The sequence below is a fragment of the Anabaena sp. FACHB-83 genome (genome assembly GCF_014697485.1).
Classification (GTDB): Bacteria; Cyanobacteriota; Cyanobacteriia; order Cyanobacteriales; family Nostocaceae; genus Nostoc_B.
Window position 1 is genome coordinate 352,915 of the sequence record NZ_JACJRY010000003.1, and the last position, 16,882, is coordinate 369,796.

The 16,882-nt window shown below is 44.0% G+C and carries 12 protein-coding genes; 10 read left to right on the forward strand and 2 right to left on the reverse strand.

Going from position 1 to position 16,882, the window contains the following annotated elements; genetic code table 11:
• The first annotated feature begins 333 nt into the window (after positions 1 to 333).
• Positions 334 to 945: a hypothetical protein gene (locus H6G79_RS05695; RefSeq protein WP_190591629.1), complete on the forward strand. Its 612-nt coding sequence runs from the start codon at positions 334 to 336 to the stop codon at positions 943 to 945.
• Between the two features lie 3 nt (positions 946 to 948).
• On the opposite strand, the gene H6G79_RS05700 is transcribed toward H6G79_RS05695, so the two are convergent.
• Together H6G79_RS05700 and H6G79_RS05705 are read right to left on the reverse strand one after the other, a co-directional pair.
• On the reverse strand, positions 949 to 1,317 hold the full coding sequence (locus tag H6G79_RS05700) for a Dethiobiotin synthetase (protein ID WP_190591630.1): 369 nt from the start codon (positions 1,315 to 1,317) through the stop codon (positions 949 to 951).
• 140 nt (positions 1,318 to 1,457) lie between these two features.
• Positions 1,458 to 6,137: a glutamate synthase-related protein gene (locus H6G79_RS05705; RefSeq protein ID WP_190591631.1), complete on the reverse strand. Its 4,680-nt coding sequence runs from the start codon at positions 6,135 to 6,137 to the stop codon at positions 1,458 to 1,460.
• Between the two features lie 752 nt (positions 6,138 to 6,889).
• On the opposite strand from H6G79_RS05705, the gene H6G79_RS05710 reads away from it, so the two are divergent.
• The 9 genes from H6G79_RS05710 to H6G79_RS05750 all read left to right on the forward strand — a co-directional run bounded on the left by H6G79_RS05710 (position 6,890) and on the right by H6G79_RS05750 (position 16,632).
• Positions 6,890 to 8,884: a phosphodiester glycosidase family protein gene (locus tag H6G79_RS05710; RefSeq protein WP_190591632.1), complete on the forward strand. Its 1,995-nt coding sequence runs from the start codon at positions 6,890 to 6,892 to the stop codon at positions 8,882 to 8,884.
• A 363-nt stretch (positions 8,885 to 9,247) separates the two neighbouring features.
• Positions 9,248 to 9,667 carry a phosphomannose isomerase type II C-terminal cupin domain gene (locus tag H6G79_RS05715; protein ID WP_190591681.1) on the forward strand — a complete coding sequence of 140 codons (420 nt, stop codon included), beginning with the start codon at positions 9,248 to 9,250 and terminating at the stop codon, positions 9,665 to 9,667.
• A gap of 316 nt (positions 9,668 to 9,983) precedes the next feature.
• Positions 9,984 to 10,331 (forward strand): iron-sulfur cluster assembly accessory protein, encoded by a 348-nt coding sequence (locus H6G79_RS05720; RefSeq protein ID WP_190591633.1) that lies wholly within the window; start codon positions 9,984 to 9,986, stop codon positions 10,329 to 10,331.
• A 116-nt stretch (positions 10,332 to 10,447) separates the two neighbouring features.
• Positions 10,448 to 10,834: a 30S ribosomal protein S12 gene (gene rpsL / locus H6G79_RS05725; protein WP_062297066.1), complete on the forward strand. Its 387-nt coding sequence runs from the start codon at positions 10,448 to 10,450 to the stop codon at positions 10,832 to 10,834.
• A 403-nt stretch (positions 10,835 to 11,237) separates the two neighbouring features.
• Positions 11,238 to 11,708 carry a 30S ribosomal protein S7 gene (gene rpsG, locus H6G79_RS05730; protein WP_190591634.1) on the forward strand — a complete coding sequence of 157 codons (471 nt, stop codon included), beginning with the start codon at positions 11,238 to 11,240 and terminating at the stop codon, positions 11,706 to 11,708.
• Positions 11,709 to 11,846: 138 nt separating this feature from the next.
• Positions 11,847 to 13,925, forward strand: coding sequence for an elongation factor G (fusA, locus tag H6G79_RS05735; protein ID WP_190591635.1), 2,079 nt, complete (start codon positions 11,847 to 11,849; stop codon positions 13,923 to 13,925).
• A gap of 22 nt (positions 13,926 to 13,947) precedes the next feature.
• A complete protein-coding gene (tuf, locus tag H6G79_RS05740) occupies positions 13,948 to 15,177 on the forward strand; it encodes an elongation factor Tu (protein ID WP_190591636.1) in 1,230 nt (409 codons plus the stop codon).
• A gap of 164 nt (positions 15,178 to 15,341) precedes the next feature.
• A complete protein-coding gene (rpsJ, locus tag H6G79_RS05745) occupies positions 15,342 to 15,659 on the forward strand; it encodes a 30S ribosomal protein S10 (RefSeq protein ID WP_015113498.1) in 318 nt (105 codons plus the stop codon).
• 322 nt (positions 15,660 to 15,981) lie between these two features.
• Positions 15,982 to 16,632, forward strand: coding sequence for an LON peptidase substrate-binding domain-containing protein (locus H6G79_RS05750; protein ID WP_062297079.1), 651 nt, complete (start codon positions 15,982 to 15,984; stop codon positions 16,630 to 16,632).
• Positions 16,633 to 16,882 lie beyond the last annotated feature (250 nt).

The window sequence follows — 16,882 nt, forward strand, 5'->3', positions numbered from 1 at the left end:
TTCTTTGTGTCCTTTGCGTCCTTTGTGGTTCGTTAAAAAGAATACTTTTTCACGACTCAGATAGGATTGCTATATTATGGCTAAGTAAAATTACTTGATAAGTAAGTCGGTGGGAAAAACCAAACTATATTAAGAAAGGTTAATGAAGCTAAAACCCTCTTTACTCCTGCCTTCTGCCTCCTGCCTCCTGCCTTTTCCTAACTACAATTATTTACACCACTCTACTTATTTACTCTTGATTTTATGTGGTGCAATGACATTATTCCTCCGAAAACGGGAAAACTATGGTTAACCCCCTTTGGGGAAATTTCCATGTAAGTCCCGAATAGGAAAATGCTAAAAAAATCTTTGGTGAATGGTTTAATTTTGTCTTTTTCTCTAGTTCCCTGGCTATGCGTGGGAATGCTGGTAAATTCCAAGGCTAATGCTTTACCAGGGCAAACTACAGAAGAAGTTACAACTTGGATGAATGCTCATCCGACACTGCGCCCTGGAAGTGGTGAAAAACTATATGTGCAGAAGAGTGACACCGCCGCCCAACGATTCACGTTTCAGGCTTCAGTATTACCTCCGGGTAAAGTGGGGTTTGCCAAAGAGCGAAACCGGATTCGTTACGAACGCTTGGCAATGTACGATGCAATTAATGGGATGAGTTTTCAACGCCTGCAAGAATCTCTGCGGGTAATTTATGGCTACGATATCTATCAAGATTTTAATCAAGGTCAGGTGGTGTATGACTACCCCAGCCAAGGTGAAGTCAACTCGGCGCGGTTTGCCAAAACTCCAATTAAAGAAGCTTTACAAGGACAACTGCGTATAGGCGATCGCTATGCTTATTGGATCGAAATAGCTAAACCGCGCAACGGTAAAGCTTTCACTGGACAAATGACAGTTTTACTCAAAACTGATGTCGAAAAATTGCTGCAAGAATTACAAACTCGCTGAATCTTAAACCCCGCCAAATCCCCCAGTTGGTGGGGTTTGCCACACACCAGAAAAGATACTTTCTACAGCCAGAGAAATTCTCACTAAATCTTCTTTAAGTAGGGGTGGCCATTCTACCCCAGCTTTGCGTCCAGCTACGTATAACTGTTGTGTCTTGACACTTAACTGATAAAGGGCAAAAGTTAACTCGCGGTCTAGACTGGTTACATCTTTTAGGGCTTCAAACACAACCTTTAACGCCAACAAAATCGAGGTAATCTGACCTGGAACCGGTGGTTTTCCCTGCTTCATTCGCATCAATAAAGCATCAGGGTTGTCTTCGGTTGTGATTGTTTGAGATACAAGCAGTTTGCGGGCTGTGTCGTAATTCATTGGTCAACTTCGCGCGTTAAAATCTGATTTGGTGAAATTGCAGAAATAGTGTATTTAAAAATTTTCGCAATAAGTTTAATTGTGATCAAAAAAGGGGACGCTGTTACTGTCCCCTTTTTTCATAACTCATCAGCGATTAACTACACCGAACTCAGATGTTTTTCTACCACTGCTTGCGGGTTAGCCTCTGGGCTATCGGCTTCGGAAGGTGGTACTAATTGCCAGAACTTAGAGACAAATTCTGACCAATTTTGCAGAATTGCTTTGGCTTTGGGTGAGCCAGTGCGTTCTGCGTGAGTTCTAATTAACTCTTGCAGTTGTTTTTGGCCTGCTTCTGTCAGAACTCGCTGAATTTTGACGTTTTCCCGGTTAACTAATTCAGGGAAGGAACCATCTTCATCGAGGAAGTATGCCAAACCACCAGTCATCCCGGCTGCGACGTTACGTCCGACTTTACCGAGGACAACTATAACACCACCAGTCATGTATTCGCAGCAGTGATCACCTGCGCCTTCAACTACGGCTGTACCTTTGGAGTTGCGGACGGCAAAGCGTTCACCTGCTAAACCGTTAGCAAATAAGAAGCCGCCAGTTGCACCGTAAAGGCAGGTATTACCCACAATCACGTTCTTGGATGGGTCATAAGTGGCTTTTGCTGGGGGTTTGATGATGATTTCACCACCGTGCATCCCTTTGCCTACGTAGTCGTTGGCTTCGCCTTCGAGAGTTAAAGTAATCCCAGAGAGGTTAAACGCCCCAAAGCTTTGACCTACACTACCTTGGAAGTTGAGATTAATTTGTCCTTCAAAGCCACCGTCGCCATATTGAGATGCGATCGCACCAGCTAATCTCGCACCAACCGTTCTATCGGTGTTGACGATTTTTAAGTTCTTCGTCACTGTCGATTGGTTGCGAATTGCGGCTTGAATTTCGCTATCCGCCAACAATTGGTCATCAATTACCGGGCCATTGCTATGAACTTCTTCATGCACTAACCAGCTACGGTTTTCTTTTGTATCTGGTAGTTGCAGTAAGCAGTTGAGATTCAAGGCTTGGGTTTTAGCTAGTTTGGCTTCGGGACGGACTGTTAATAAGTCTGCACGACCGATAATTTCTGATAAGGAACGATAGCCCAATCTGGCTAACAAACTCCGCACTTCTTCCGCCACAAAATAGAAGAAGTTGACAACGTGTTCCGGGATACCTTTAAACCGCAGGCGCAGTTTTTCATCTTGAGTTGCTACACCCACAGGACAGGTGTTTTTATGGCAGACTCGCGCCATTTGGCAACCTTCGGCAATCATGGCAATGGAACCAAAGCCAAATTCTTCGCCACCCATCAATGCAGCCATCAAGACATCCCAGCCAGTCTTGAGTCCGCCGTCTACCCGCAAGATGACGCGATCGCGCAAACTATTCTGCATTAGGACGCGATGCACTTCACTTAATCCGAGTTCCCACGGTGAACCAGCGTGTTTAATCGAACTCAAAGGTGATGCACCTGTACCGCCATCATGACCAGAAATTTGAATGATGTCGGCGTTGGCTTTGGCTACACCCGCCGCAATTGTGCCGATCCCAATTTCAGCCACTAGCTTGACTGATACTTGGGCTTTCGGGTTGATTTGGTGCAGGTCAAAAATCAACTGTGCTAAGTCTTCAATGGAGTAGATATCGTGGTGCGGTGGAGGTGAAATCAAGGTTACACCGGGCTTAGACCGCCGCAACATCGCAATGTAAGGACTGACTTTTGCCCCTGGTAGTTGTCCGCCTTCTCCTGGTTTTGCACCTTGGGCGATTTTAATTTCGATTTGTTTGGCGCTGGCTAAATATTCTGGTGTGACACCAAAGCGTCCTGATGCAACTTGCTTGATGGCACTAGAAGCTGTATCACCATTCCGCAGTCCCTTCAGGTGTGGTAGGGTGGGCGAGTAACCAGATTCATCGACATCATCTAAAACGTTGTAACGTACCGGATCTTCCCCACCTTCCCCAGAATTGGATCTGCCACCAATTCGGTTCATGGCGATCGCTAAAACTTCATGGGCTTCCCGCGACAATGCACCCAAGGACATCCCACCAGTACAGAAGCGTTTGAGGATATCTTCTGCGGCTTCTACTTCTTCTAAAGGAATTGATTGGCGATCGCTTTGGAAGTCCAGCAAGTCTCTTAAAGCTGTAATTGGTCGCCCTTGGAGATATTGTTTGTAAACTTCGTAATGGTCGTATTGCTTGGTTTTCACAGCCTCATGCAATGCTTTGGACATTTCCGGGCTGTTCATGTGGTACTCACCGCCAGGACGGTAGTTAACAAAGCCCAAGTTATCCAATTTCTTGGCTGTGAGTTCTGGGAAGGCTTTGCTGTGAATTGACAAAACTTCTTGCGCCAGTTCACTGACACTCAAACCACCAATCCGAGAAGTTGTCCCCTTAAATCCCAGTTCTAATAAATCGCCACCAATCCCGATCGCTTCAAAGATTTGGGCGGCTTGATAGCTAGATAGCAAAGATATCCCCATCTTGGAGAGGATTTTCAGCAATCCTGACTCTACGGCTTTGCGGTAATTCCCAATCGCTTGTTCTAAGCTGAGGTTGGGCAATTTACCCCGTTCCATGAACTGCTGAGTTCTGGGTTCAAACCACCAATCCCGGACTGTATCTAAAGCCATGTAAGGGCAAACTGCACCTGCACCATAGCCAATCAAGCAAGCAAAGTGATGGGTACTCCAACACTGGGCGGTATCGACAATGAGGGATGTCTTTGTCCGCAAGCCTTCGCGGATCAGGTGGTGGTGGACTGCACCTACAGCTAATAAAGGTGGAATGTAGCTGGATTCTGAACTAATACCGCCACCAGCGCGATCGCTCAAGATTAATATTTTCGCACCCGCCCGTACTGACTCTGCGGCTTGGGCTTGTAAAGCTGCGACGGCAGATTTTAATCCTTCTGGGCCGTTGGCGATCGCAAATAAGGTTGATAATTCTGCCGTGGCAAAACCAGAAGCCTTGATTGCATCTAACTCAACTTCTGTCAAGACTGGGGAATCTAGCTTCAGTCTCTTGGCATATTCTGGCTTTGGTTCTAATAAATTGCCCCGTTCGCCCAATTCCACCTTCAAGGACATCACCAGCTTTTCACGCAGGGGGTCAATTGGTGGGTTAGTTACTTGAGCAAAACGCTGTTTGAAATAGTCATATAACAGGTGGGGTTTGCTGGACAATACCGCCAATGGAATATCATCCCCCATACAGAACGTTGGTTCTGCACCATTACCTGCCATTTGTTCAATCACCATTTCGACATCTTCGCTGGTGTAGCCAAAGGCAGTTTGTCGCTGAAGTAAGATTTGTTTGTCAACGGTGAATTGACCTTTGCCGTTGCCGTTGCCATTACCATTACCATTGCCATTTGTCCCATGATTGTTGACTAATGACTTCAGGTCTTGGCGATGGGTTTGCAACCATTCCCCATAGGGAAGTTGTTGGGCAATGCGTTGTTTAATTTCCCAATTTTTCAGAATTTCATGACTTTCTAAATCCACGGCAATCATTTGCCCTGGGCCTAGTCTGCCTTTCTCCACAATCTCGGCTTCGGGGAAGTCAACTACACCTGCTTCTGATGCTACGACGATGTAATCATCTTTGGTAATTACATAACGTGCAGGTCTTAAGCCGTTGCGGTCAAGGGTTGCGCCGACTTTCTTCCCATCACTGAAGACTAGCAATGCTGGGCCGTCCCAAGCTTCTTGCAAACCACTGTAATATTCATAAAAGTCAGTGATTTCGGGATAGTTTTGTAAGGAAGGCTGATTTTGATAAGCCTCTGGCACCATAATCATCAAGGCTTCCAAGGGGCTGCGTCCCGAACGTACTAATAGTTCTAGGACATTATCTAAAGTGGCGGAGTCGCTGCTATCTAAAATTACTAAAGGCTTGAGTTCATCATTGCGATCGCCCCATACTGGATGGCTAATACTCGCTTCTCTAGCCATCATCCAGTTGATATTACCCAACAGCGTATTAATTTCGCCGTTATGTCCCAACAACCGCATAGGCTGTGCTAACGGCCATTTGGGCATCGTGTTGGTACTAAAGCGGCGATGATAAACTGCAAAGGCACTCTTGTATGCGGGATTTTGTAAATCCGCGTAAAAATCTCCCAATACAGCCGAACGCACCATACCTTTATAAACAATGGTGCGGCTGGATAAAGAGCAAATATAAAAATCTTCCGAGACAGCTTTGGCTGCTTTAAAAATCCGCTTGCGGGCAATGTACAACTGTCTTTCTAATTCATCGCCAGTTTCATCCGCCGCCAGAAAAATTTGTTCTATTTGGGGTTGGTTTTCTTTGGCTTGTCTGCCCAATAAATGGGGATGTACTGGTACTTCTCGCCAGCCCAATACTGTAAATTTTTCTTCCGCCGCCACTTTCTCAACTTGGGCTTTGGTTTTTTGAGCTAATTCCCGGTCTTGGGGTAAAAATATCATCCCTACAGCCACATTGCTGGTAGACGATATTTCTATCCTGCCTGAGAAATATTCTTTTTGTAACAACTCCCAAGGAATAGCTGTTAATATCCCTGCACCATCACCAGAGTCATGGTCAGCACTACAACCACCACGATGTTCCAAGCAGGTCAATGCAGCTAAGGCTTTAGTAACGATTTCATGGCTGGCAATATTTTGGCGATGTGCAATAAAACCTACACCACAGGCATCTCTTTCCTCTACTAACCACCTTTGTCCTTGGTAGGTTTCTTGAGAGTTATTATCCGAAAATGACATTGTTTGCAATTGATTCACCCTTTGATCGTTCATAGCCTATTCCTGAAAGTTAAGTCACAAATTTTGCCACTGCTTGGGAGGGAAAGTTTCGCAATTTCGCGTCACAGTCATACATAAATCACGAGAATTTAGGGAAAAAAAATTTTAACTGCGGTTATTTATGGACTTAACCGTGTTAAAATTATTGCGTTGATTCTTCTGTGTTTATGCTGGTTTAGACAAACTACATATTGTGTTAATTTTATGTATTTGGTTTCAAAACTAAGTATTTTCCAGGTTTTTTTCAGATGATAGATGTTTGTCAGGTAGACAGTATCAACTGACCTAACACCAAATTTTTCATGAAAAACTCACTGTTGTAAAAGCTGCAAGATTCCTGATTCAGCAACAAAATCAGCGTATTACACTATATACCCATTTGACAATTCCTAAATATTTTTATTGTTGTCTATCTTGGCTGCTCACCCGTTGCAACTTTTGTTACTAATAACTGTGTCTCACCTCTAAGTAACAGCATAGCAACTATTAGTGAGGAAAGACTATTGTATATATACATTTGATGACCAAAACTATATATCTTATAGTTTGGCAGGAACTAGTGCCAGTTAAAACAGTCAGTTACAGTGGTTTTAGCTTAAACAGGGCTGGTATTTCTCATCAGAGATAACTAGCCAACATATAGGTTATCACGTTTCTGGAGAAGTTAAATCACCCAATTTCCAGAGTTAGTCACAATTAACTTTCCTGTCTTGGAAGTGATAACTTGCAAAAGCACTGGATCAAATATGTTAAAAATGCCAAATTGGTATCGCCAAAAATCTCATACTGCTGTGACTAAGCCTGCCAAACATCAAGCCTTGCGCTTAATTGCATCACCCATAATTGCCACAATCCTTAGTGTATCTCCTAATTGGATGGCGATCGCTCAACAGCCTCCGATCAATCCACAACCAGGACAGTTGCGACGACAAGCCCAATCTGCTGGTAATCAAATTTCCCTCAATGGTCGCATCATCCCCGGTGCTTGGATGGTCAAATTAGGAGAATTTGATCAGCAAGTTATTTATCTCAGTGATGGTTTATTTCGTCAGGCGATGGGAGTTGATTTTTTAAATAGCAATAATCCTAGCCAACAACCAATTCAGTGGTTTACTTCCACCCCAGAGACCTTAGTAACTCTTCTCCAAGCCGGATACCGCTATCTTGATATCACTGAGTTTACCCAAAAAGCAAATTGGCAGGTACAAGTCAATGGTAACACTTTAGTAATTGTCACTCCCCAAGCGCGAATCAAAAATCTGATTATTGGTCATGAACCTCTCAATCCTCCTAGTACTTCTACTATCCGGGAAAACCGCGTTGTGGTTGATTTAGACAGTCCCACACCTTGGATAGTTAGACAAGGATTACCCATTAAACCGACTCAAACACCAGTAGCAGATGATCCAGATGCGATCGCTCCTCAACCCACAACCATACCGAATCGAGAATGGCGCATTACCCTGGATGCTTTAACTGATCCAGCTTTAATTCAACGTTACACCCCCATAGCACCACTGCCATCTCTACCAAACCTGAGTAAACAATTACCACAACCACAACCAAACCCTGATAGATTGATTCAAAAAATAGAGGTGGTGCATAACCAAACAATTATTAGTCTGAGTGTTCCTTTTGGTTCAGCGCCGCGTATCACTACAGTAAATAACCCAAATCGCCTAATTATCGAAATTCGCCCTGATGCAATGGTTGAACGCAATATTGCTTGGGCGGATGGGTTACGCTGGCGACAGCAATTTATTAATTTAGGGAAAGATCGTTTTCCGGTAGTGTGGTTGGAAGCTAACCCCCGCAACCTGACTATAAAACCAATTTGGACAACTCCAGAAACTGTAGTCGGCACTGCGCCCTTAATTCAAACAGCGCAAAAATACTTAGCTTTAGCCGCAATTAATGGTGGCTATTTTAACCGCAATAATAAATTGCCTCTGGGCGCGATTCGCCGAGATAATCAGTGGTTATCCGGGCCAATTTTAAATAGAGGTGCGATCGCCTGGAATAATTCTGGGCAATTTTACGTAGGTCGCCTGACATTACAAGAAACTTTAACTGCTCCAAATAATTTCCGCTTACCAATTTTATTTCTCAATAGTGGTTACGTTCAAAGCGGTGCTGCTCGTTATACTCCTAGCTGGGGAAAAACTTATACTCCCCTCACAGACAATGAAAGCATCCTCATAGTTCAAAACAATGAAATTAGCAGTCAGCTATCAGGCGGAAAAGCGGGTCAAACTCCTATTCCTATTCCCCAAAATGGTTACTTGTTAACTTTGCGAGGAACGGCTACAACTACCGCCACTCAATTACCCATCGGTACAAAGGTAACTTTGGCTAGTAACACCACCCCTGTTGACTTTAGCCGTTACCCCAACATTATTGGAGCCGGGCCGTTATTAATTCAAAACGGTCAAATTGTTCTAGATGCAAAAGCTGAAAAATTCAGCAATGCTTTCATTGCCGAAAAAGCCATTCGGAGTGGAATTTGCACCACAGCCACAGGTACACTGATGATTGCTGCTGTGCATAACCGCGCTGGTGGAGCCGGGCCGACACTCGCAGAACACGCTCAATTAATGAAAAATTTGGGTTGTGTGAATGCTTTAAATTTAGATGGTGGCAGTTCAACTAGTCTTTACTTAAGCGGACAATTACTCGACCGTTCTCCCAATACTGCGGCTCGTGTACATAATGGTATTGGTATTTTTTGGCAACAAAGATAATTAGGGGTTAGGGACTAGTACAGGTTGCTGGAAATAAACAGACCATAAGAAATTGCTAAAAGGCTTGTGGTATGAATATTCTTTCTTTTGACTTTTGACTTTTGAATTTTGCCTTGTTGTACTAGCCTCTAGCCTCTCAAACTAATTTGTTAAAGATTAGAATAAGCTGTGTTGGCGCTAGGTAAAGAGTTTATGTATTCACGAGAGTTTTAGTCGTGACTCTTTACACCCCAAAGTTTGATTTTGTTATGGTTAGCAAGGTGTAATTGAATTACTGGTTTTCACGGTTGCAAGATTGCGCCAGATTTTTCCATCAATGGTTAAGAGAAAGGACAGCTTGCTATGTCTCCAAATGAGGTAACTATGGCTCAATATCAAGAAACCGCACCTGCTAAGACTCTACCACTGCCTGCGGCGATCGCTAATCGAAGTGTTGCTGCAACCGAATTGCGCCCTTGGGGTTCTTTTACTATTTTGGAAGAAGGACGTGGATATAAAATCAAGCGCATCGAAGTTAAACCCGGACATCGCCTCAGCTTGCAAATGCACCACCATCGCAGCGAACACTGGATTGTTGTTTCTGGCACCGCCAGAGTAACTTGTGGCGACCAAGAAGTACTATTGGGTAATAATCAATCAACCTACGTACCTCAATGCACCTCCCACCGTTTAGAAAATCCTGGGGTAATTCCTTTAATTTTAATTGAGGTACAAAATGGCGAATATTTGGGTGAAGATGACATTATTCGCTACCAGGACGATTATTCTCGTACAGAAAACTAATCCTCATCGGTTAATTTATTCGTCCTAACAATAAAACTCCGTAAATTTCTCACCTTAGTTATCCAGAAATTTACGGAGGTGAAATTACCAAAAGAACTAGTTGATAGTTTAGCTGCTACTTTTAACGCTACAAATCGGTATTATTTTCATCACTCAGTATTCAGTTAATCAATTATTTTTCGGCAATGAAGCAAGCTCACAGTGGCTTTTGCAAGTAAACCTCTTCATTTACAATGAAATAGCCAAAATCAGTTTTTTGAGTTTTTCAACTCCGCCATATTTTTTTAACAGGCTATGTAACTGCCCAAAAAATTCAATGATTCAACTGAGTCAAGCTGCTAAAATTGAAATTGAACGATTAAAGTCTAAGCAAAAATCTAATACCTTGGTGAGATTAGCCGTTAAACCAGGGGGATGCTCAGACTTATTTTACGATATGTCATTTGCTGAGGTTGTCCAACCAGGCGATCGCACCTTTGAAATTGGTGGTCTGCAAATTCTAGTTGACCATCAAAGTTTACAATACATCAATGAGTTAGTATTAGATTATTCCGAAGACTTGATGGGGGGAGGATTCCGTTTCCATAACCCTCAAGCTATTACTACCTGTAGTTGTGGCAATTCGTTTGCAATTCATCAAGATTCCATAGCCAATGGTCAGTAGTCAAATAGTTTATCACTCTTGGCCAGTCAAATTAGTTTGACAAAAAAGTACTAAAAAAGATATAATCAGGATTTGTTAAAACTTAGACCCCTAAGCAGCTTCACGCGCTGTGACCCATGCCAACCATACAGCAACTAATACGTAGCGAACGCGAAAAAGCGCGTCAGAAAACCAAGTCTCCAGCTCTCAAGCAATGCCCGCAACGGCGCGGTGTTTGTACAAGAGTCTACACAACCACACCTAAAAAGCCTAACTCAGCTCTCCGTAAGGTAGCAAGGGTAAGACTGACATCTGGATTTGAGGTAACAGCCTACATTCCAGGCATTGGTCACAATTTACAAGAACACTCCGTAGTCATGATTCGTGGCGGCCGGGTTAAAGACTTACCGGGCGTAAGATACCATATCATTCGTGGCACATTAGATACGGCGGGCGTAAAAGATCGCAAACAAGGTCGTTCCAAGTATGGAACCAAACGCCCGAAAGAAGCCGCTAAAAAATAAGGCAGAGGCGATTAGTCGTGCCTAAAGGCGATTAGTCGCTTTCTCTGGAAGCGATAAAAATATAAAAAGTTAGCGATCGCCCTTAAACAGTTGTGAAAATAGATATAAGCATCTATTTTCAAAATTTAAATTAGTTAAGCTACCACTGCCAGCCTGCACTCAGCGAGCAAGTGTAGGTTTAGTTGAGATTGCTGTAAGCGACAGCAGCATTTTCATTTGTCAATTTATGCCTGTGATGTTGTCGCTTTGTCTATCCCATCCAAGATAGCAAATCAGCAATTCAGGGTCGCTGCAAATGTGTAAAAAAATTGCAGCAGTCTGAGTGGCAGCTTCCACCACTCCAGTACTGCGCGGTCTGATAGCATATAATTTCGTTGCCAAATTCCGAATGTAAGGGTAAAGTATGTCTCGTCGTGGTGTAGTTCAGAGGCGGCCAGTTCCGCCTGACTCCGTTTACAATAGTCGGCTGGTGAGCATGATAATTCGCCGGATCATGCGTCACGGCAAAAAATCACTAGCTGCACGCATTGTCTATGATGCACTCAAAACAATTGAAGAGCGCACAGGTAATGCAGCACTAGAAACCTTTGAAAGAGCAGTGCGTAATGCCACACCATTGGTAGAAGTTAAAGCGCGTCGGGTGGGTGGTGCAACCTACCAAGTACCAATGGAAGTACGTTCAGAACGTGGTACTACCTTAGCACTGCGTTGGTTAGTACAATTTTCTCGCTCCAGACCAGGGCGGACAATGGCTGGCAAATTAGCTAATGAGTTAATGGATGCAGCCAACGAAACAGGTAACGCAATCCGTAAGCGTGAAGAAACGCACCGGATGGCTGAAGCCAACAAAGCCTTTGCACACTATCGTTATTAAGCAGCACAGCGATATATCTTGCCTCAAGCGGTATATCGCCGACTGAATAAAAATCCAGACGGGAATCCGTAAAAGTATAGAATCTTAACAAAGAGTAATATACAAGATATCATGAGGCAAAAACTATAGGAGGCTACTGTGGCACGTATAAACCCGCTAGAGAAAGTACGCAATATCGGTATTGCGGCGCACATAGATGCGGGCAAAACAACAACAACAGAGAGAATATTATTTTACTCTGGGATAATTCATAAAATTGGTGAAGTTCACGAAGGAACAGCTGTAACCGACTGGATGGAGCAAGAGCGGGAGCGGGGAATCACCATCACTGCTGCGGCAATCAGTACCAGTTGGAAAGATTATCAAATTAACATTATCGATACTCCTGGTCACGTAGACTTCACAATTGAAGTAGAACGCTCCATGCGCGTATTAGATGGTGTAATTGCTGTATTTTGTTCTGTAGGTGGAGTACAACCACAATCGGAGACAGTGTGGCGGCAAGCAGACCGTTACGCAGTACCTCGGATCGCCTTTATTAATAAAATGGATCGCACAGGCGCGAACTTCTATAGAGTTCACGAACAAATGCGCGATCGCCTAAGAGCAAATGCCATTGCAATTCAACTGCCCATTGGTAGCGAAAACGACTTCAAAGGCATTGTAGACTTGGTGCGGAAGCGTGCATACATTTACAACAACGACCAAGGTACAGATATCCAAGAAACGGATATCCCTTCAGAGGTGCAAGAGCAAGCTGAAGAGTACTACACCAAGCTGGTAGAAGCAGTAGCTGAAACCGATGACGCTTTGATGACTAAGTACTTCGATGGCGAAGCACTGACAGAAGAAGAAATCCGGGCAGCCCTTCGCAAAGGGACAATTGCCGGCACAATCGTGCCTGTGCTTTGTGGTTCAGCCTTTAAAAACAAAGGCGTGCAGTTAATGTTGGATGCAGTTGTAGATTACCTACCCGCGCCAACAGAAGTGCCTCCCATTCAAGGCACACTTGCAAATGGTGATACAGTCGAGCGCCGGGCGGATGACAACGAACCTCTAGCTGCTTTGGCATTTAAGATTATGGCTGACCCTTACGGTCGCCTAACCTTTGTTCGTGTTTATTCTGGTGTTCTGAAAAAAGGTAGTTATGTATTAAACGCTACCAAAAATAAAAAAGAACGCATTTCCCGCTTAGTTCTAATGAAGGCAGATGATCGCCAAGACGTAGAGGAACTACGGGCTGGTGACTTGGGTGCTGCGTTAGGATTAAAAGATACCTTAACAGGTGATACTATCACTGATGAAGGCGCACCAGTAATACTGGAATCCCTATTTATTCCAGAGCCTGTGATCTCGGTAGCGGTTGAACCCAAAACCAAGAACGACATGGATAAGCTATCCAAGGCTCTGCAATCTCTCTCCGAAGAAGACCCAACCTTCCGCGTCAATGTTGATCCAGAAACAAACCAAACTGTAATTGCAGGGATGGGAGAACTCCACCTAGAAATTCTGGTGGATCGGATGTTACGCGAATTCAAGGTGGAAGCGAATGTTGGTGCGCCACAAGTAGCTTACCGCGAAACGATTCGGAAAGCAGTTACCAACGTGGAAGGTAAGTTCATCCGCCAAAGTGGTGGTAAGGGTCAATATGGTCACGTTGTGATCAATTTGGAGCCAGGAGAACCCGGTAGCGGCTTTGAATTCGTCTCTAAAATTGTCGGTGGCGTAGTACCTAAAGAGTACATTGGCCCCGCCGAGCAAGGTATGAAAGAAAGCTGTGAATCTGGTATTTTAGCTGGATATCCCCTGATTGACGTAAAAGCGACGCTAGTTCATGGTTCTTACCACGATGTAGACTCTTCGGAAATGGCTTTCAAAATTGCTGGTTCAATGGCGATGAAAGAAGCTGTGCTGAAAGCTTCACCAGTACTATTAGAGCCTATGATGAAAGTTGAAGTGGAAGTTCCTGAAGACTTTATCGGGAACGTTATTGGAGACCTCATCTCCCGCCGAGGGCAGATTGAAAGCCAAAGCACTGAACAGGGACTCGCTAAAGTGGCATCCAAAGTTCCACTGGCGACCATGTTTGGCTACGCTACCGATATCCGGTCGAAAACCCAAGGTCGAGGTATTTTTACGATGGAGTTCAGCCACTACGAAGAGGTGCCTCGCAGCGTGGCTGAAACTATCATTGCAAAAAGCAAAGGGAACGCTTAATTAAAAAAGGAAACGAGCATTCATGGCACGCGCAAAGTTTGAAAGAACTAAACCCCACGTTAACATCGGTACTATTGGACACGTTGACCACGGTAAAACAACTTTAACAGCAGCTATCACCATGACCTTGGCTGCTCTCGGTAAAGCTGTAGCTAGAGCCTACGACCAAATCGATAACGCACCAGAAGAAAAGGCACGGGGTATCACAATTAACACAGCTCATGTGGAGTATGAAACCGAAAACCGGCACTATGCTCACGTAGACTGTCCAGGACACGCTGACTATGTGAAGAACATGATCACTGGTGCAGCCCAAATGGATGGCGCTATCCTCGTAGTTGCAGCTACCGATGGTGCTATGCCTCAAACCCGCGAACACATCCTGCTGGCAAAACAAGTAGGTGTTCCCAACCTCGTCGTCTTCTTGAACAAAGTAGATATGATCGACGACGAAGAACTGTTAGAGTTGGTAGAACTCGAACTGAGAGAATTGTTGAGCGACTATGAGTTTGATGGTGATAATATCCCCATCATCCGAGGTTCCGGTCTGAAAGCTCTGGAGAAAATGACCGCCAGCAATAAAACCCAAAAAGGTGAAGATCCGTGGGTAGATAAAATCTACGAACTCATGGAAGCTGTCGATTCCTACATTCCTGACCCAGAGCGCGATATTGACAAGCCCTTCTTGATGGCTGTAGAAGACGTATTCACCATCACAGGTCGTGGTACCGTGGCTACTGGACGTATCGAACGCGGCAAAGTTAAGGTGAACGATAACGTAGAGCTAGTGGGTCTGAGAGAAACTCGTAACACCACCGTCACCGGGATTGAAATGTTCAAGAAGAGCCTTGAGGAAGGCTTGGCTGGGGACAACGCTGGTGTACTACTGCGTGGTCTGAAGAAAGAAGACGTTGAGCGCGGTATGGTACTAGCAAAACCTGGTTCCATTACTCCTCACACCCAATTTGAAGGGGAAGTATACGTGCTGACCGAAAAAGAAGGTGGTCGCAAAACCCCATTCTTCGCTGGCTACCGTCCTCAGTTCTATGTGCGGACAACTGATGTAACCGGCACCATCAAAGAGTTTACATCTGATGAAGGTTCAGCAGTAGAAATGGTAATGCCAGGCGATCGCATCAAAGCGACAATAGAATTGATCAGCCCGATCGCTATTGAACAAGGTATGCGCTTTGCGATTCGTGAAGGTGGCCGCACCATCGGTGCTGGTGTCGTCTCCAAAATCCTCAAGTAGTACCTTTTTACCCTAAATAATGAAGAGCAGAGATGCTAAGATGCCTCTCTGCTCTTTTATCTGAACTTAATTGCGGGAATGGGGAGTAGGATAAACAAACTACTCCCCACTCCCCACTCCCCACTCCCCACTCCCCTAATAAATCAGAACCTGGAAAATTAAAGATGGCAACTCTACAACAGCAGAAAATTAGAATTCGTTTAAAAGCTTTTGACCGTCGATTGTTGGATACATCTTGCGAGAAGATTGTAGATACAGCTAACCGGACTAACGCGACAGCCATAGGCCCAATTCCCCTACCTACAAAACGGAAAATCTATTGCGTACTGCGTTCTCCTCACGTAGATAAAGATTCACGGGAACATTTTGAAACCCGTACTCACCGCAGAATTATTGACATCTACCAGCCTTCCTCTAAAACTATTGATGCTTTAATGAAGCTGGATTTGCCATCTGGTGTTGATATTGAAGTCAAACTGTAGTTTAGAAGAATTCAGGAATCAAAACTAATTAACGCATTATTAAACACAGTTAATTTATTCACCACCCATACAGAATACTCTGTGGTAGGCTACTAGCCTTTGCGTCAGGCTTTGCCCAACAATTCAACCTTAGTAGTATGCGTCTAGATACTGAGTTATAGCTCTTAGTTCCTGAATTCTTTACCAAAGACTATAGTGTGAATACGGAACTAGCCCTGAGAAAATTGATCTCAGGGCTTTTTATTTAGTGATAGAATGTAAATAAAGTACGGGAAAGCAGAGAACAATAAATTTTTAAAATTAAATTTATTCTAAGGTAACAATGACATCTTCATCTAGAATTGCTGTTCGTGAACTACCTCTGTTCCCGTTACCCGAAGTAGTTCTTTTTCCTACAAGACCATTACCATTACATATCTTTGAATTTCGCTACCGAATCATGATGAACACGATTTTGGAGAGCGATCGCAGATTCGGTGTGGTCATGGTCGATCCAGTCAAAGGTACAATTGCCAATGTGGGCTGTTGTGCAGAAATTATCCATTACCAGCGCCTACCAGACGACCGGATGAAGATGCTGACTTTAGGACAGCAACGGTTTCGTGTCTTAGAGTATGTGCGAGAAAAGCCTTATCGTGTCGGTTTGGTGCAGTGGATAGAAGATGAGCCACCTAGCAAAGATTTGCGTCCTTTGGGAGCCGAAGTTGAACAACTGCTCAAAGATGTAGTGCGCCTCTCGGCTAAGTTAACAGAACAAAATATTGAACTACCAGAAGAATTACCAGACTTGCCAATAGAGCTATCTTACTGGGTGGCTAGTAACCTTTATGGTGTTGCAGCCGAACAACAATCATTGTTAGAAATGCAGGATACGGCTGCTCGTTTAGAACGAGAAGCAGAAATTTTAACTTCTACCCGGAATCATTTAGCAGCTCGCTCAGTATTGAAAGATACTTTCAATCAGAAGTCATAAACTAAATTAACTAGAAGATGAGTCTTATTAGCGTTCTACCTTGCAGTTTCCTGATTTTATGTTCATGCAAGAGTAGTCGCTAATACCATCTATACACAGTATCTGACTCCTAAATTCTGCCAATAGAAAATAACTTTTGAAAATACAGCGTTTTTCATCTCAATGAGGTACATTCCTCTAGTCTTGAGCATCCTAGCCTCCAGCCTCTATCTCCTATCAACTTGTACTGCACTAAATAAACCGAAAAACG

What these genes read in the sequence shown, in the direction of transcription:
- H6G79_RS05695 (WP_190591629.1), top strand. Translation starts at nt 334, where the DNA reads ATGCTAAAAAAATCTTTGGTGAATGGTTTAATTTTGTCTTTTTCTCTA.
- H6G79_RS05700 (WP_190591630.1), bottom strand. Translation starts at nt 1,317, where the DNA reads ATGAATTACGACACAGCCCGCAAACTGCTTGTATCTCAAACAATCACA.
- H6G79_RS05705 (WP_190591631.1), bottom strand. Translation starts at nt 6,137, where the DNA reads ATGAACGATCAAAGGGTGAATCAATTGCAAACAATGTCATTTTCGGAT.
- H6G79_RS05710 (WP_190591632.1), top strand. Translation starts at nt 6,890, where the DNA reads ATGTTAAAAATGCCAAATTGGTATCGCCAAAAATCTCATACTGCTGTG.
- H6G79_RS05715 (WP_190591681.1), top strand. Translation starts at nt 9,248, where the DNA reads ATGGCTCAATATCAAGAAACCGCACCTGCTAAGACTCTACCACTGCCT.
- H6G79_RS05720 (WP_190591633.1), top strand. Translation starts at nt 9,984, where the DNA reads ATGATTCAACTGAGTCAAGCTGCTAAAATTGAAATTGAACGATTAAAG.
- rpsL (WP_062297066.1), top strand. Translation starts at nt 10,448, where the DNA reads ATGCCAACCATACAGCAACTAATACGTAGCGAACGCGAAAAAGCGCGT.
- rpsG (WP_190591634.1), top strand. Translation starts at nt 11,238, where the DNA reads ATGTCTCGTCGTGGTGTAGTTCAGAGGCGGCCAGTTCCGCCTGACTCC.
- tuf (WP_190591636.1), top strand. Translation starts at nt 13,948, where the DNA reads ATGGCACGCGCAAAGTTTGAAAGAACTAAACCCCACGTTAACATCGGT.
- rpsJ (WP_015113498.1), top strand. Translation starts at nt 15,342, where the DNA reads ATGGCAACTCTACAACAGCAGAAAATTAGAATTCGTTTAAAAGCTTTT.
- H6G79_RS05750 (WP_062297079.1), top strand. Translation starts at nt 15,982, where the DNA reads ATGACATCTTCATCTAGAATTGCTGTTCGTGAACTACCTCTGTTCCCG.